The sequence below is a fragment of the Geoanaerobacter pelophilus genome (assembly GCF_018476885.1).
In the GTDB taxonomy this organism is placed as follows: Bacteria; Desulfobacterota; Desulfuromonadia; order Geobacterales; family DSM-12255; genus Geoanaerobacter; species Geoanaerobacter pelophilus.
This window is the reverse complement of record NZ_JAHCVJ010000002.1, coordinates 425,886-440,881: the sequence shown is the minus strand read 5'-3', so window position 1 is coordinate 440,881 and position 14,996 is coordinate 425,886. Positions and strand designations below refer to the sequence as shown.

The window sequence follows — 14,996 nt, the reverse complement described above, 5'->3', positions numbered from 1 at the left end:
GACAAAGGAGGTTCCGCTCGAAAAAGAGCCTGTCCCTTAGCGCGATCTTAATGGCCCTTCAGCGAGCGAAAACTTACCAGCGTGCGTTGTTTTTCGTCGTAGAGATTCAGGCGCAGCGAACCCAGGCTCTTACGCACGGTGAGCGGTTTGACTTGCTGAAGTTCCGCTATTGCCTCGAAGCACTCCTGGAGCCGGTAGTTCGGAATTCCGGGACGCATGTGGTGGACATGGTGGAAGCCGATATTGCCCGTCACCCACTGCAACAGCGGTGGCAAGCGGTAATACGACGCCCCTTCCATGGCAACCCGCCACGGGTCCCACTCCTCGTGACGGGCCCAGTAAACCCCTTCGAACTGATGCTGATTGTAGAACAGCCAGATGCCGAGTGTTGCCGCCATTATCAGTACCGGCAGCTGGACCAGTACATAGGTTCTTAGTCCGATGGTCAAGCCGGCTGTTAACCAGATGACGACCAGTGCCAGATCGGTGCAGATCACGCTGATGAAGTCGATCTTCTTTGCTCCCGGAGACGGATAGCGGTTGCGCAGCAGAAAATAATAGAGCGGTCCGATGCCCAGCAGGATAAGCGGGTGACGGTACAGCCGGTACGCCAGTTTTTGCAGCGGTGCTGCCGACCGGTATTCGTCGACGGTCATGGTGGTGATGTCTCCCATGCCGCGCCGGTCCAGGTCGCCGGCAGTAATGTGGTGCCCGGCGTGGCTTCTGCGCCAGTCATGAAAAGCAGTGAACGTGAGGATGCCGCACAGGTAACCGACATTTCGGTTCCAGCGTGGCGCGGAGAACAGTGAGCCGTGGGTGCAGTCATGGAACAGGATGAAAATCCGGGCAAACAAGGCGGCGGCTGCTATGCCGAGAGTCAGGGTGAACCAATAAGGGTAGCCGTTTTGCACGGTGTAACCCATGGTAGCCAGCAGGGCGAGATAGGGAATGATGGTAGTAAGCAGTTGCCGGACTGCGGTACGGTTGTCAGCCTTGGCAAAGCGGGCGGAGGACTGGTACCACGCCGGTTTTTCAGTCTTGGTGATCACCAACACCGGGTTGAAGGACATAGGCAGCCCCTTCGACAGAAGACTCGGAACCTCGACAAGAATAAAGTATAGCAAAACAACACTGATCGACAAATTCTACGGAAATCGGACCACGGCTGATAACTGCCAGCACTACTTCAGCCGTGAGTTCAGCGGGGCAACAAGCAATGTTGGGTTAATGCCCTGGGTTTTGGCGTGATCTTCAATAAAGAAAAAAGGCGGCCAACTGGCCGCCTTTAACATTAAGCGTGAATAAATCGGTTGTGACCCGAGAGAAACAGGCCTGATTAATGTACCTGGGCCGCTATGCTGAATTGTTTCTCAGCCTTCTTGATCTTTTTAGCAGCCTTTTTTTCCTTCGGGGTCGTGGCGGCGGCTTTTTTGCCTTCTTTCCTGCTGCTCGTGCCTTTACTCATGATTTCTGCTCCTTAGTGCCGACTCGTATGGTGGGTATTCACCAAAGGTACGACTGATCTAACTATAGCATACATTCATGAAAGCACAGGATTTATTACTGGCGTGACCAGGACTCGGTTTTTGCATTTGTTGCCTTGTCCCCCGAGATCCCTCCTGTAAGCTACAGCAGCTCAAGCGGCGGCTCATCCAGCGCCGCCATCTGTTCGCGCAGCTCCAGGATCTGTTCGCCCCAGTAGCGCACACTGTTGAACCAGGGAAAGGCAATCGGAAACGCCGGGTCATCCCAGCGGCGGGCAAGCCAGGCGCTGTAGTGCAGCATGCGCAGGGTGCGCAGCACCTCTATCAGCCGTAACTCGGCTGGATCGAAGTCGAAGAATTCATTGTACCCTTCCAGCAAGGCATCCAACTGGGAAATCTTGCGCGAACGCTCACCGGACAGCATCATCCATAAATCCTGAACCGCCGGGGCCATACGGCTATCGTCGAAATCCACAAAATGGGGGGCATGGTCGCGCCAGAGAATATTGCCGCTGTGGCAGTCGCCATGCACCCTGATGTAGCGAATCTGCCCGGCTGCAGCCAGCCCCTGTTCGATCTTCTCCAACAGCTGATCGGTCAAGGCGGTGTAGCTTTCACGATACTCAGCCGGAATAAAGTTCTCCCGGATCAGGGCAACGCTCTCGTGGCCAAAGCTGAGGCTATCCAGAGTTGGCCGATAACGAAACGGCTTGACCGCGCCGATACGATGCATCCGGCCCAGCATCCGGCCCAGGATCAGCAGGTTGTCCAGATTGTCAAACTCCGGGGCATGCCCCCCTTGCTGGGGGTAGAGGGCGAATTTCAAGCCATGGTGCCGAAAGAGGCTCTCACCGGCGGGATTCTGCCAGGGCGCTACTACCGGCAGCTCATGTTCGGCAAGTTCGAGGCTGAACTGGTGCTCCTCGATGATCTGCTGGGAAGACCAGCGCCCGGAACGGTAGAACTTGGCGATCAGCGGCTTGGCATCCTCAATGCCGACCTGATAGACGCGGTTCTCGTAGCTGTTCAGGCTAAGATTGCGGCAATCGCAGTGAAACCCCTGGCTCTCGACGGCGTCCATGACAAAGTCAGGGGTGAGTTTGTGAAAGGAATGCTGGTGTACTGTCATTGTGCTCTTTCGCCTGGTTGTCCGGTTGCTTTCATCGGCACATTGTTGTGCGGGCGGCTAAGAATCGCACATTTTGAAAATTAAGCACAACCTATTTTGCACAAAGTCACCTCTTGTCGCTTTGTCTGCGCCGTTGCAAGCAGAATAGAGGTGGAAATGGCTCCAGCATCACTTTGGGAAACTATTGACAAGCCACGATAGAAATGATAGCAATGCTTGAAAATTGCTTGAGCGATAGACGATAATACTCAACCATTCGCAAGAATGGGGCGGAAAGCCTATAGGGTCTCACCGAGACAGCCGGGTTGCCGAAATATCACACGATATTTGGCCTCGGCTTTTTTGTTGTCAAATCAGTCAGTCGAGGTCGAACAAGCCAGGTGCGGCAAAGCTTAAAATTGGTGGTAAGCGATAATACTCAACCACCCGCGAGGGTGGGGCGGAAAGCCTACAGGGTCTCACTGAGACAGCCGGGTTGCCGAAATATCACGCGATGTTCGGGCCCGGCATTTTTTTATCAAGAACATTGTTGGGAAAGGGACCTCATTCAACCCATGTGCCGAATCATTGATCTGTCACGCTTAGCAAATTTAGGACTGCGCCTGCTGGCGCTATGTCTGGTCCTGGCAACTCTCAATGGCTGTGCCGTTATGAAAAGCGTTAAGGGCGATTCGGCGCTGTTCTCCGGCCCGCTTGCCCAGGATATCGAGAAGAACGAATTTTCCGTGGCCCGTGGCGACGACGTCATTGGCCGGCTGGCTACCGTGAGGCTGGAACCGGGAGACACCCTGCCGGATATTGCCCGGCACTTCGGCCTGGGACTCACTGCCATCAGCGCAGCCAATCCCGGCGTTGATGTCTGGGTGCCGGAACCCGGAGCGCGCGTGGTATTGCCGCTGAATTTCATCCTGCCGGACGCCCCGCGCAAGGGGATCGTGATTAACTTGGCCACCATGCGGCTGTTTCACTTCAAAGGTGATGGTAACTCGCTGGCGGTGACGACCTACCCGGTAGGCATCGGCACCAAAGAGCGCCCCACCCCCACCGGTCAGATGTACGTGCAACGCAAGGCAACCCGACCGACCTGGTATGTGCCTGCGTCCATTGCCGAAGATCATCGGAAAAAAGGGGATCCCCTGCCGGCAAAGGTTCCGCCGGGGCCTCTGAACCCCCTGGGGGACCGCGCGCTCTATTTGAGCAAAGCAGGCTATTTGATCCATGGCACCAATAAACCGGCCAGCATCGGCCTTAAGGCAAGCAATGGCTGTTTGCGGCTTTATCCGGAAAATGTGCAGATGCTCTACGACGACACCCCGGTAAAGACTCCGGTCGTGATTGTTAACCAGCCCTATCTCCTCGGCCAACAAGATGGGGTGCTGTATCTGGAGGCACATAAGCCCCAGGAAGACTCAGGTGTTGCTGAGCTGGAGAAGGTTTACGCAAAATTGCGGGACCTCGAAAAGAAAGCGGCGACTACGCTTGACTGGAAAAAAGTCAAGGAGGTTCAGCTGGCGGCCCAGGGAATTCCAGTGCCCATCTTTGCGATGAGACAAGGAGCCGCAACAGAGGCCGAACCGCCGATCGCAGTTGCACACCCGGCCAAACTGTACGGACGACCGGAATTACCGGAACTGAAACCTGATGCCTGGTATGTGCTGGCGGCTACTGTGCGTGACGAGACCGATGCTTTGCGGCTTGCCGCCATCATTAACCACCAGGGGCCACCGATCCCGGCACGGGTATTGGCAAAGAACGACAGCCACCGGGTAATTGCCGGCCCGTTTCCCGATATCAGTGCGGCCAGGGATGCGGTAAAACGCTTGAAAATAGATTTGGAAATAGACGGGATCTTGATTGAGCCTGACCAGCAGGGCTAGTCGCTGCCGCTTTATCTCAGGTCGGAGATGCGGTGAGCGGTGCATGTCCTCTCATTTTGCTGAGGGGACTTAACTAAACGGAGGTGACAAAAATGAAGAAAAGTCTTTTGGGGATCGCGATAGTGCTTGCTTTTGCCGCGTTGACCGGCTGTGCAACAACAAGGGAACTTGAGCAAGTGCAGGCGCAGGAAAAGCTGATTGGGGCTAAAGCCGATCAGGCAGTGCAGGATGCACAGGCTGCCAAGGCAGCAGCTGATGCCGCCAGATTGCAGGCAGACGCTGCCGCCGCCCGCGTCGAAAATGCGGTGAAGGCAGCGGAGGAGCGGGAAAAGGTAGCCGCTGAAAAGGAACGGATTGCCGATGAAAAGGCGGCAAAAGCCGAAGCCGTTTTCCAGAAATCAATGAGGAAGTAAGATTTGCCGATAATGAATGGCAGGGGCAAAACCCTGCCATTTCATTAGCTGGTTAGGATTGCAGCTCTGAGACTTTTTTTGATGCTTTTGCGTAGGGGAAAGCGATGCGTGCAAGGGGAATTAGCCACATTGGGCTAGCTGTCGGACTCTGGCCGTCACACAGGATTCGTGCCCGGATTGGTCGGCTCTTTATCGGCGTCGCGATGGTCCTGATCTGCGGCTGCAGCCACTTCAGTGACGATTTTAAGGCCAAGTCGACCTTTGAAGAAGCGAACACACTCTTCAGTCAGGGGAGCTATCCGGCCTCTCTGAGCAAATATCAAGAGATCATTGAAAAATATCCTGCCACAACGGATCGGGTGCTGTTCGAGATGGCTATTGTTTATGCCCATCCGCAGAACGAGCAAAAAGATTATCAGAAGGCCCTGGAATGTTTTCAGAAGCTGATAAAGGATTACCCGGGGAGCGGCTATCGGCAGGACAGTGAAATGATGGTCTTTTACCTCAACAATGTTACGGCTAAAGACCGGACGATTGCCGGGCAGCAACAACTCAACGAGACGCTCCGCCAGGAAGTTGCTGCTCTCCAGCAACAGGTGAAACTCAAGGAGACCGAGATCGAGCTGCTGCAGCAAAAGATTGCAGCACTGGAACAAAAGGCTGCTGGCCTGGCAATCCAGAAGGGGTCGGCAGACAGGATCCTGATTGAAAAAAAGCAGCGCCGCTTGACCCTGTTCTCCAAGGGCGAGGTGCTAAAAACCTACAAAATTGCCTTGGGGGGGAACCCTGACGGTCCAAAGGAGAAACAGGGTGACAACAAGACCCCGGAGGGGATCTATGCCATAGATTCACGGAACAAGGACAGCCGTTATCACCTGTCGCTGCATATTTCCTATCCCAACGAGCGCGACAAGAAGCGGGCAAGACAGCTGGGAGTCGCTCCGGGTGGCGATATCATGATCCACGGCATTAAGAACGGGTTCTCGTGGGTTGGCGATATGCACACCGGCATTGACTGGACAAAAGGGTGTATCGCTGTCACTGACGAAGAAATAGAGGAAATTGCCAAGGCAGTGCCAAATGGCACCGTTGTCGAGATAAAGCCATAGCAGACCAGACCACAACCGCTTGGCCGCATGTGGCATGCCGTAATGGTGTCACCGTAATCCCCGAGGTCCTACTCAACACAGCCCGTGCAGGGCAGTTGCGAACGCCTGCAAGGTTCTGGCCCGCCGCAGTTCCTTGAGCGGTTTGGTCAGTTCCGGATCATCCAGGTAGGCAATGATCTCCTTGATCTTGCTCAGCACCTGCATGTCGCCGCAGAACAGCTGGCTATAGCGGGTCAGCATCTCCCTCAGATAGCGGGCAAGCTCCAATCTCCGCTCTTCCCGGCTGGGTTCGGGAGGCACCTCTCCCCGCAGGCGCAGGAACAGCAGCGGATCGGCAATCGCGCCCCGCCCTAGCATCAGCCCGGCAGCGCCGGTTTCGCCCAGAAGCAGGTTGCCATCGGCAGCGCTCCGGATATCCCCGTTGGCAATCACCGGCAGCAGGGTCTCCCGCACTACCCGGGTGGTGACCCCATGGTCGGCAACTCCCTGGTACTTCTGGACCACGGTCCGGGGATGCAGCACCAGAAAATCCACTCCACTCGACTCGAAGAGCGGCAGCAACGACAGGATCTGGTCCGGATCGTCGTAGCCGGCCCGGATCTTTACGGAGAACGAGCCGGCGATGACCTCCCGCAGGGCGGGGATGACCTCTGCCAGATCATCCGGGCAGCGGAGCATCCCCCCGCCGGTCATGCCGCCGCCCATCCGACCATAGGGACACCCCATGTTGAGATTGATGTGAGCAGCTCCAGCCTCCTGCGCCACCCTTGCCGCCGAGACCAGCGCCTCCCGCCCATGCCCCACCAATTGGACTACCAGCGGCACCCCTCCCTGCTCAGTGGCCACATCCCGCAGGTCGGCAGCAGTGAGCGACGTTCCCGCCGGCGCGGTATTGACGCGCATAAACTCGGTAAAGATGACATCGGGCCGGACATGCTCGATGAAATAGGCGCGCAAGGCCCGGTTGGTCAGCCCCTGCATCGGCGCCAACATCAGCGGTGTGGTCCCGGTTTGCCACGGAAGTACCGTGTTCAATGTTTCCGGTGTTTTCTGCGCGGAGTAGCTGACGGTCGTGTCATTATGGGGGAAAAGAATAGGCATGCTGCACATTGTTGCTCACCTGGCGGAAAAATATCAAGCATGGAAATAGCAAAGCTGTCGGACTGGCTCTCTTTTTAACTAATTTTATGCAATAAACTTACAGAGATATGTTGCGCCGCACCGGTCGAAAATGCTACATAGATGGGCAACCCTCTTCACGTTGCCCTGATAGGATCAGGGAATGCGGAGTCATATCACATTTATGAGGTTTAAAAGCATGACAATGACAAACTTCGGTCCGACCAAGCTGGAGGCAACGCTTATCCCGAAAATAGCGCAGCAGTGGGGAACGCCGGTGTATCTGCATGATCAGGAATTCATAGAAAACAGCTGCGAGCAGCTGCTGAACATGCCCAATGCCTATGGGCTGCATGTGCGCTACGCCATGAAGGCCAACTCGGATCGTACCGTACTGCGGGTTGTTACCAATAAAGGGCTGGATCTGGATTGCTCGTCACTTGATGAGGCAGCCCGTGCCTTTAGCGCCGGGATTCCGTATAGCCGGATGATGCTGACCACTCAGGAGGTGCCGACCGGTGAGGAACGCGCCGAACTTGAGGCGATGATCAAAGCGGGCCTCAAGTACAATGTCTGCTCCATGACCCAGTTCCAGCTGATTGCCGACTTTGCCAAGGCTAACCGCATCGACCTCTCCATGCGAGTCCATCCGGGTGCTGCCGGCGGCGGTGAAAGCGCCACCCGCGATACCGGCAGCGAATACTCCTGTTTCGGCGTGCATCTGAACGATGTCCCGCAGGTAAAGGCCCTGGCCGATGAAAAAGGGTTGCGCTTTACCCAGGTGCACGTCCATATCGGTTCCGGGGGCGACCCGGAAAAATGGCGCCAGAACATCGACCGGGAGCTCGGCTTTGTGAAGAGCTATTTCCCTGATGCCACAACTGTCAGCTTTGGCGGGGGGCTCAAGGTCGCCCGGATGCCGGGAGAAAAACAGGCCGACATCGCCGCGCTGGGTGCCTATGCCAAGCAGCGGATCACGGAGTTCAAGGAGGCCACCGGTCGCGAGCTGCAGATGGAGATCGAGCCGGGCACCTATGTAGTGGCCAACTCGGGCCATATCATCACCCGGATCATCGACAAGAAGCTGACCAACGAGCTGAACTTCCTGATCGTCGACGGCGGCATGGAACTGCTGACTCGCCCGCTCTTGTACGGCTCCGAGCATCCCATTGCCATTGTCCGCCAGGACGGTACCCTGCTTTCCAGTGAGTACGACAGTACGCCAACTGCCGGGTTGAAATCGTTCGGCATTGTCGGGCGCTGCTGCGAAAGTGGCGATTCGGTGCGTCTGGACAACGACGGCAACATCGTGCCGGTGCTTATCGCTGAACCGGAAATTGGCGACTATGTGGTCATCGGCGGCACCGGTGCCTATTCCGAGAGCATGTCACCGGAAAACTACAACTCGCACCGCAAGCCGGGAGCCGTCATGAAGACCAAGAGCGGTGAACTGGTTCAGATCAGGAAGAAACAGGTTCGGGAGCAGATCTACCAGAACGAGCTGGATGTGCAACTGTAATTGATCAGTCATAGCTAGTGAAAGAGGCCAAGGGGCATGCCCCTTGGCCTCTTTTTTGTATAAGACAGCTGATAATAGAAACTGGCTGCTGAAGCCGGTTATCAATTTTCAGATCATAAGATAGGCCCTGTCGGAAATCTACGGCTTCGAGGACAGCTACCGGTATTACTAAAAATTGGCAGCTGCCAGCCGATATGAATTCCTGTAGTCCTGGCAAGCGAGCATTGCTCGCGATAAAATTAGACATTTACCTGGAGAGAAAGGTCATGCCTGACACTTATTTCGCCCCTGCCGGGCGGTCTTTTTCCGAACAGCTTGAGGAACAATGCAGGATTATTGATTCCAATCCATTAGCCCAGTCACTGCTGGATGCCATGCCTGATCCCGCCTTGATCCTGAACGGTCAGCGCCAGATTGTGGGAATTAACAGCCGATTGTTGGCGGTCTTTGGGGCACAGTCGGCAGAAGCTTTTATTGGCTTGCGCCCGGGAGAAGCCTTTGCCTGCATTCACCATCAAGAAGGACCCGATGGTTGCGGCACGGCACCGAGCTGCTCGGTTTGCGGGGCAGTGATGACCATCCTCGCCTGTATTGAAACCGGCCAGCAAACTCGGGGAGAATGCCGGCTCACATTGCGCCAGAAAAGAATTGTGGCTCTTGATCTTGAGATTGTCGCAACACCTTTGTACATAGGAGGAGAACCATATTTTGTCTGCGCGCTCAAGGATATCGGGGCTGAAAAATGGAAGTCGGTCATGGAGCGTACATTTTTCCATGACATCATCAATACTGCCGGTGGTATTCGCGGTCTCGCGGCACTATTGGCGGAACCGGAACTCGATCACAAAACGGAGCAGGAATGTAAACAATGGATGCTTTCCCTTTCCGATACCCTGATTGATGATATCAAGCATCAGCGGAATCTTATTGCCGCGGAGAAAGGGGAATACGTTCCAAAGTTAGAACATGTTGATCTTGGTGTGATGATGAAAGAACTGCGCGAGTCGTTTATTCATAATGAACGGACTGCGGGCCGTGGAATTTTGCTGGAGGTTCCCCCTGCTATCTCGATCAAAACCGACCCACCGATTTTTCGCAGAATCGTCGGCAACATGCTGATGAATGCCATCGAGGCCGCGCCTTCTGGGGCTTCGGTAACGGTAAGGTGCAGCAATACCGGAGAGACGGTACGGATCGAGGTGGAAAATCCGGGAGATCTTCGGGAAGACGTTCAGCTGCAGATATTCAAGCGCTCATTCAGTACGAAATCGACCCATGGTCGCGGGATTGGCACTTACAGTATCAAGCTGTTCGGTGAACAATATCTTGGCGGTGAGGTTGGATTCAGTTCCGGTGAGGGAAAGACCAGGTTCTATATCCTGCTGCCGGCAGGATAAATTGAACTGCAGGCGTTGAAACCTGTTTGCTGAAAATGGAAAGGCGGCCGATCGGCCGCCTTTTGAATTATCAAACCAGGTGCTCAGGCAGGGTTGATGGAAGCTGCTACACCCCAGAGGGGTCTTTAGGAGATGCAGCTTGTAGCGATCAAGGTATACTTAACTTACAGATCCGATGCTCGAGAATAGACCACGGCAGAAAAGGAGGCGATCATGACGGTAGATGTCCAGGAGGCAATCAAAAATTCACTGCTTACAGAGAAGAGCGCCATGCTCTTTTACCAGTACGGTGCCCAACAGTTCAAGGACCACGGCGCCAAACGTACCTTTGAACTGCTGGCCAGCGAAGAGCGGGAACATGCCGGCCATTTCCACCGGATTTACCCCGGCAGCGACATCCCATCTTTGGACGAATTCCTGGCGATCCAGGCTTCTGACGAGTCAACCTGGCTTGCTGTGGCGAAAAAAGTATGCGGTGCTGAGTTCACCGAGCAGAAGGCTCTTGAGGTGGCTCTGAACAAGGAGAAACAGCTGGAAGAGGCGCTGAGGGAGCTGGCCGTCAGAATGGACGATCCTGAAGTCCGGGCAGTGTACGAGTTGAATGCCTGTGAGACTCACAAACACTACCTGTTGATCGAGGCGGAATATGCACGGATCATGGGGATGGTGGACGAATCTGACATGGATACCTTTGTCAGGGAGTAATCCCCTCCGGGCAACAAGAAAGGCGGTCGAGTGACCGCCTTTGAATTACCTATTTATCCCCGGAATTTTCAGCAGGGGGACCTAATTCCAATTATCAATTTTCAGGTCATTCGGTGATGGCTTTCCTGTGCCCTTTTCCACATACTCACGCAGGCTTAACAGGAATGTGGCCCACTTCATACTGCAGTGATAGGTTGCTTCAACCGCCTCGCGCCAGTTTCTATGGCCGAAGAGGACAATGGTCTGATTGTCCTGCTCTGACAGTTGGAAGGTGATGTCTGTGCCAATCCATTCAGCCGGCCCTTCTACACAGCGCCAGCGAACCTCTTTATTCTCGCCCAGCTCTTGCACTTCCATAACCATCCCGCCCAGTAGTTCGCCTGACTTCGTGCGGAAGCGGAATTCGATCTCCCCTCCGACCCGGGTATCACCCGTAACCTCCTCGGTCCACCAGTGGGCCAAGCCTTCCAGAGTTGTCAGCGCGCTATATACTTGAGCCACCGGGGCCTTGATTCCTATTCGATGTAGAATGTCTACCATCTTAATCACCTCCAGTTCTATTCGTATGGTGAGGTCTCCTTGATATATGTTGTCAAAAGGCAAAGCAGGTGCAGCCGATCCCCCAGCTGCCACCCTTCCCGACGACCGTATGGGTATGCTGATGCAGCGGATTGCCGCATGACCTGCTGCGGCTGACGCTTACACCTGCGACAGCATGGGTATAACGGTACGCGCCACCATAAACCCCGGTCGGCGCCCAGTTCGGCGACACCGGCGGCAGCGGCGGGGCCAGTCCGGCAAACTCGGCACTGCCATGCACAATCTTGCCATCCATGATCGTCAGCACTGACTCGATACCCTTAATCTCATCCTCCGGAACCGTGAAGTAATCGGCTGAGAGTACGGCCAGGTCGGCCAACTCCCCTGGGATAATCCGCCCCTTTTTATTGTCGTCCCCTGAGAACCAGGCACTCCCCTCGGTGTAGAGGCGTAGAGCCATGTTACGGTCGAGGCGGTTCTTCTCATCGTAGAGCGTCAGCCCACCCACTGTCTTGCCGCTCACCAGCCAGTAGAGCGACACCCAGGGGTTGTAGCTTGAAACCCTGGTTGCGTCGGTACCGGCCCCGACAGGAATTCCCAGGTTCAACATGCGGGCGATCGGCGGTGTTCGCTGTGCTGCTGAGGCGCCGTAACGATTCACAAAATATTCACCCTGGAAGGCCATCCGGTCCTGGATGGCGATACCCCCTCCCAGCGTGTGTACCCGTTCCATGCTCTGCTCCGAGATGGTCTCGGCATGGTCGAAGAACCAGCGCAACCCGTTGAATGGGAGTTCCCGGTCGATCTCTTCGAACACGTCCAAAAAACGGCTGATCGACTCATCGTAGGTGGCGTGCAACCGGAACGGCCAGCGGTTGGTGACCAGCAGTCTGATCACCTTCTGCAACTCGGCCTCCAGAACCGGCTGTAGTTCAGGCCTCGGTTCCAGGAAGTCCTCGAAATCGGCCGCCGAAAAGACCAGCATCTCACCGGCGCCATTCATCTTGTAGATGTCATTGCCCTGTCCAGGCGTGACGATCCCGGTCCAGCCGGCAAAGTCGTCGTACTCCTCTTTCGGCCGCTGGGTAAATAGGTTGTAGGCGATGCGCAGGGTCAGCTGGTTCTGCTCAACCAGATGCTCGATAACCCGATAGTCATCCGGGTAGTTCTGAAACCCGCCGCCGGCGTCTATGGCACTGGTAAGCCCCAGCCGGTTCAGCTCCCGCATGAAGTGGCGAGTCGAGTTGACCTGATCGTCGAAGCCGAGCTTCGGTCCCTTGGCCAGGCTGGAATAGAGGATCAGGGCATTCGGTTTGGCGATCAGCAGCCCGGTAGGGTTGCCGTGCCGGTCGCGCTCGATCAGGCCGCCGGGAGGGTCGGGGGTCTCCTTCGTATAGCCCATGGCATGCAACCCCGCCCGGTTGACCAGGGCCCGATCGTAAAGATGCAGTACGAAGACCGGGGTATCCGGCGATGCTGCGTTGATTTCATCCAGGGTCGGCATGCGCCGTTCTGCGAACTGGAATTCAGTCCAGCCCCCCACGACCCGCACCCATTGTGGGGCCGGTGTAGCCAGCGCCTGCTCCTTCAGCATCCGCAGGGCAATTGCCAGTGATGGCACGCCGTCCCAACGCAATTCCATATTGTAGTTAAGGCCGCCGCGGATGACATGGATATGGGAATCATTCAGACCCGGAATCACGGTGTGCCCCTTCAGGTCAATGATCTGTGTGGTCGCGCCGGCCCGTTGCAAAATGGTTTGCTCATCACCAGTCTCCAGGATTCGACCCTCTGCGATGGCCACCGCTGATACTTCCGGCAACAGTGGGTCGAGAGTCGCTATGCTCGCGTTATGTAAAATGAGTTCTGCAGTTTTCATCGGAATCACCTCGCAACGGGCCGCTTTCTATCTCGGCCACTTTCATGGTCAGTTCCCTGCTACTCCGGCGCGGCTGGCTGGAGCGCCATGCACCATGGTGTAGGCATACTCAACTCCCTGTCCATAGGCACCGCAGTGCTCTTTAACCACTTCGATGACCGCGTTGTAGGTATCTTTGCTAGCCCAGTCACGTTGGTATTCAAGTAACACCTGCAGTGCGGTGACCGGCACCACACCGGCCTGCTCGATACGCCGCATGGCGGCATTGTGGGCCGCGACACTGGTGCCGCCTGAGGCGTCTTCGACGGCATAGACCTCGTAGCCTGCCTTGAGCGCCTCAAGGGCCGGGAAGGTCAGGCAGACTTCAGTCCAGAGCGCTGCCATGATCAGTTTTTTGCGGCCGGTAGCAACGACTGCCTCAACCAGCTTGGCATCTTCCCAGGAGTTCATGCTGCTCCGTTCGACCGGCTCCTGATCCGGGAAGATGTCGAGTATCTGTGGCCACATGTTGCCGGAGAAACTTTTCGTTTCTACGGTAGTCAGTATTGTGGGGACATTGAAAATTTTTGCTGCCTTGGCGAGCAGCATGACGTTGTTGAACAGGGTCTGACGGTCGATATTGGCAACTCCGAAGGTCATCTGCGGTTGAAAGTCGATCAGTATCAGAGCGCTGTTCTGCGGGTTCAATAGTTCGGTTTTCATGGCATGCCTCCTAATGAGACAATTATTGTCCTCTATAAGTCAACAATAGACCTCTGACCTTAAAATATCAAGCCAACGCCATAAGTCCGATCCTGGAAATGATGTGCGGCTGGGCGCGGCAGTATCTGCAGGGTTGAGAACAGTTGCGCCATGGGTATAAAAACAGCAAAGGCGGCCAATTGGCCGCCTTTGAATTAAGTATGGAGTCACTCTTTCTTTTTCTCCTGCTGCTGGCGCGGTTGCTTAGTGCGCTGCCGCGGTAGATTGCCGCTGCGGAGTTGCTTGATGATCACCTCCAGCCCTTTGTCCTTATGGGCGATCCACCAGTCGGCACTTTTTTCCTGGGTAACAATGGCTTCAACCGCCTTGAAGATCTCCGGCGAAGTCTCTTGCCAGACCTTCAGCCGGTCCTTCCTTATCTTCTCTGCCCAGACAACCAGTTTGGGTGCCCCTGTCAGCTGCATCTGTGCTCCTTTCCCGTTCATGGGAGTCCTCCGGTTAAATCAGGGGCCTACTCGGTTTCCTTCAAGGTGGCCGATCGACCGCCATTCGAGTTAAGCATGGTGTTCCCGGAACTCAACTTGTTATCTGGTTCTCCATAGCTGCTGACCATGTGCGTATTTGCTGTGCTTCTTTTTCCGAGATGCCCAGCGACAGCAGAAAGGCATGGTGGGCCTCCGGCTCCCGCCGCTCAAACTCCACATGGAGCTTTTTCATGGCAGCGTCATCCATCCCGGCAGCGCGCAGCATGGCAACGAACATCTCCTTGTTCACGGTGGCACCCGGTCCACCCTCACCCTGCACTTTCAACATCCCGGCCAGCAGGTGCTGCTTGGTGCGCAACGCCTCGATCTCCGCGCCGATCTCATCCAGACGCCGGCGCAACACAGTGGTCGTGTCGTCACCGGCAGTGGCGAGAATCGCCCTGATCCCGTCGATATCCATGCCGGCCCGGCGCAGAGAGCAGATCGACTCCAGCCGGCCTTGATCAGCGGGAGAGTACTGGCGATAGCCGGCCTCGCTCCGTCCCGATGGCGACAGCAGCCCGATCCGGTCATAGTAGAGCAGGGTACTGCGGGACAGACCGAACTGCCGGGCCAGTTGAGAAATGTGGTACATACAG

The 14,996-nt window shown here is 55.8% G+C and carries 15 protein-coding genes and 2 riboswitches; of the genes, 6 read left to right on the top strand and 9 right to left on the bottom strand.

All coding sequences use genetic code 11. The features are described from left to right. Positions 1-47 precede the first annotated feature (47 nt). The 3 genes from KI809_RS07470 to KI809_RS07465 all read right to left on the bottom strand — a co-directional run bounded on the left by KI809_RS07470 (position 48) and on the right by KI809_RS07465 (position 2,613). Positions 48-1,070, bottom strand: a complete 1,023-nt coding sequence (locus KI809_RS07470; RefSeq protein ID WP_214170907.1) for a fatty acid desaturase — start codon at positions 1,068-1,070, stop codon at positions 48-50. Positions 1,071-1,336: 266 nt separating this feature from the next. Then, positions 1,337-1,465, bottom strand: coding sequence for a hypothetical protein (locus KI809_RS20695; protein WP_281416846.1), 129 nt, complete (start codon positions 1,463-1,465; stop codon positions 1,337-1,339). A 161-nt stretch (positions 1,466-1,626) separates the two neighbouring features. Then, positions 1,627-2,613, bottom strand: coding sequence for a serine/threonine protein kinase (locus KI809_RS07465; protein ID WP_214170906.1), 987 nt, complete (start codon positions 2,611-2,613; stop codon positions 1,627-1,629). A 236-nt stretch (positions 2,614-2,849) separates the two neighbouring features. Next, positions 2,850-2,926, top strand: a riboswitch (cyclic di-GMP riboswitch). Positions 2,927-3,019: 93 nt separating this feature from the next. Next, positions 3,020-3,096, top strand: a riboswitch (cyclic di-GMP riboswitch). A 71-nt stretch (positions 3,097-3,167) separates the two neighbouring features. Between KI809_RS07465 and KI809_RS07460 the strand changes: the two genes are divergently transcribed. The 3 genes from KI809_RS07460 (at position 3,168) to KI809_RS07450 (ending at position 6,012) form a co-directional block, all read left to right on the top strand. Next, positions 3,168-4,490 (top strand): L,D-transpeptidase family protein, encoded by a 1,323-nt coding sequence (locus tag KI809_RS07460; RefSeq protein ID WP_214170905.1) that lies wholly within the window; start codon positions 3,168-3,170, stop codon positions 4,488-4,490. Positions 4,491-4,582: 92 nt separating this feature from the next. After that, positions 4,583-4,903, top strand: coding sequence for an Lpp/OprI family alanine-zipper lipoprotein (locus KI809_RS07455; protein WP_214170904.1), 321 nt, complete (start codon positions 4,583-4,585; stop codon positions 4,901-4,903). 104 nt (positions 4,904-5,007) lie between these two features. Continuing rightward, positions 5,008-6,012 (top strand): L,D-transpeptidase family protein, encoded by a 1,005-nt coding sequence (locus KI809_RS07450; protein ID WP_214170903.1) that lies wholly within the window; start codon positions 5,008-5,010, stop codon positions 6,010-6,012. A gap of 72 nt (positions 6,013-6,084) precedes the next feature. On the opposite strand, the gene KI809_RS07445 is transcribed toward KI809_RS07450, so the two are convergent. After that, positions 6,085-7,122: a tRNA dihydrouridine synthase gene (locus KI809_RS07445; RefSeq protein WP_281416845.1), complete on the bottom strand. Its 1,038-nt coding sequence runs from the start codon at positions 7,120-7,122 to the stop codon at positions 6,085-6,087. Between the two features lie 208 nt (positions 7,123-7,330). Between KI809_RS07445 and KI809_RS07440 the strand changes: the two genes are divergently transcribed. The 3 genes from KI809_RS07440 to KI809_RS07430 all read left to right on the top strand — a co-directional run bounded on the left by KI809_RS07440 (position 7,331) and on the right by KI809_RS07430 (position 10,752). Beyond that, positions 7,331-8,650 carry a diaminopimelate decarboxylase gene (locus KI809_RS07440; protein WP_214170902.1) on the top strand — a complete coding sequence of 440 codons (1,320 nt, stop codon included), beginning with the start codon at positions 7,331-7,333 and terminating at the stop codon, positions 8,648-8,650. Between the two features lie 266 nt (positions 8,651-8,916). Continuing rightward, positions 8,917-10,047 carry a PAS domain-containing sensor histidine kinase gene (locus tag KI809_RS07435; RefSeq protein WP_214170901.1) on the top strand — a complete coding sequence of 377 codons (1,131 nt, stop codon included), beginning with the start codon at positions 8,917-8,919 and terminating at the stop codon, positions 10,045-10,047. A gap of 213 nt (positions 10,048-10,260) precedes the next feature. Beyond that, entirely contained in the window at positions 10,261-10,752 is a 492-nt protein-coding gene (locus KI809_RS07430; protein ID WP_214170900.1) for a ferritin-like domain-containing protein, read from the top strand. An 81-nt stretch (positions 10,753-10,833) separates the two neighbouring features. Here the strand turns inward: KI809_RS07430 and KI809_RS07425 are convergent, their stop codons facing one another. The 5 genes from KI809_RS07425 to KI809_RS07405 all read right to left on the bottom strand — a co-directional run bounded on the left by KI809_RS07425 (position 10,834) and on the right by KI809_RS07405 (position 14,992). After that, positions 10,834-11,292 carry an SRPBCC family protein gene (locus KI809_RS07425; RefSeq protein WP_214170899.1) on the bottom strand — a complete coding sequence of 153 codons (459 nt, stop codon included), beginning with the start codon at positions 11,290-11,292 and terminating at the stop codon, positions 10,834-10,836. Positions 11,293-11,344: 52 nt separating this feature from the next. Then, positions 11,345-13,171: an amidohydrolase gene (locus KI809_RS07420; RefSeq protein ID WP_214170898.1), complete on the bottom strand. Its 1,827-nt coding sequence runs from the start codon at positions 13,169-13,171 to the stop codon at positions 11,345-11,347. 48 nt (positions 13,172-13,219) lie between these two features. After that, the gene (locus KI809_RS07415) at positions 13,220-13,873 is read right to left on the bottom strand and encodes a hydrolase (protein ID WP_214170897.1); all 654 of its coding nucleotides are present in this window, start codon (positions 13,871-13,873) and stop codon (positions 13,220-13,222) included. Between the two features lie 206 nt (positions 13,874-14,079). Continuing rightward, on the bottom strand, positions 14,080-14,358 hold the full coding sequence (locus KI809_RS07410) for a hypothetical protein (RefSeq protein ID WP_214170896.1): 279 nt from the start codon (positions 14,356-14,358) through the stop codon (positions 14,080-14,082). A gap of 91 nt (positions 14,359-14,449) precedes the next feature. Then, complete coding sequence (locus tag KI809_RS07405) at positions 14,450-14,992, bottom strand: MerR family transcriptional regulator (protein WP_214170895.1); 543 nt, start codon at positions 14,990-14,992, stop codon at positions 14,450-14,452. Between the last annotated feature and the right edge of the window lie 4 nt (positions 14,993-14,996).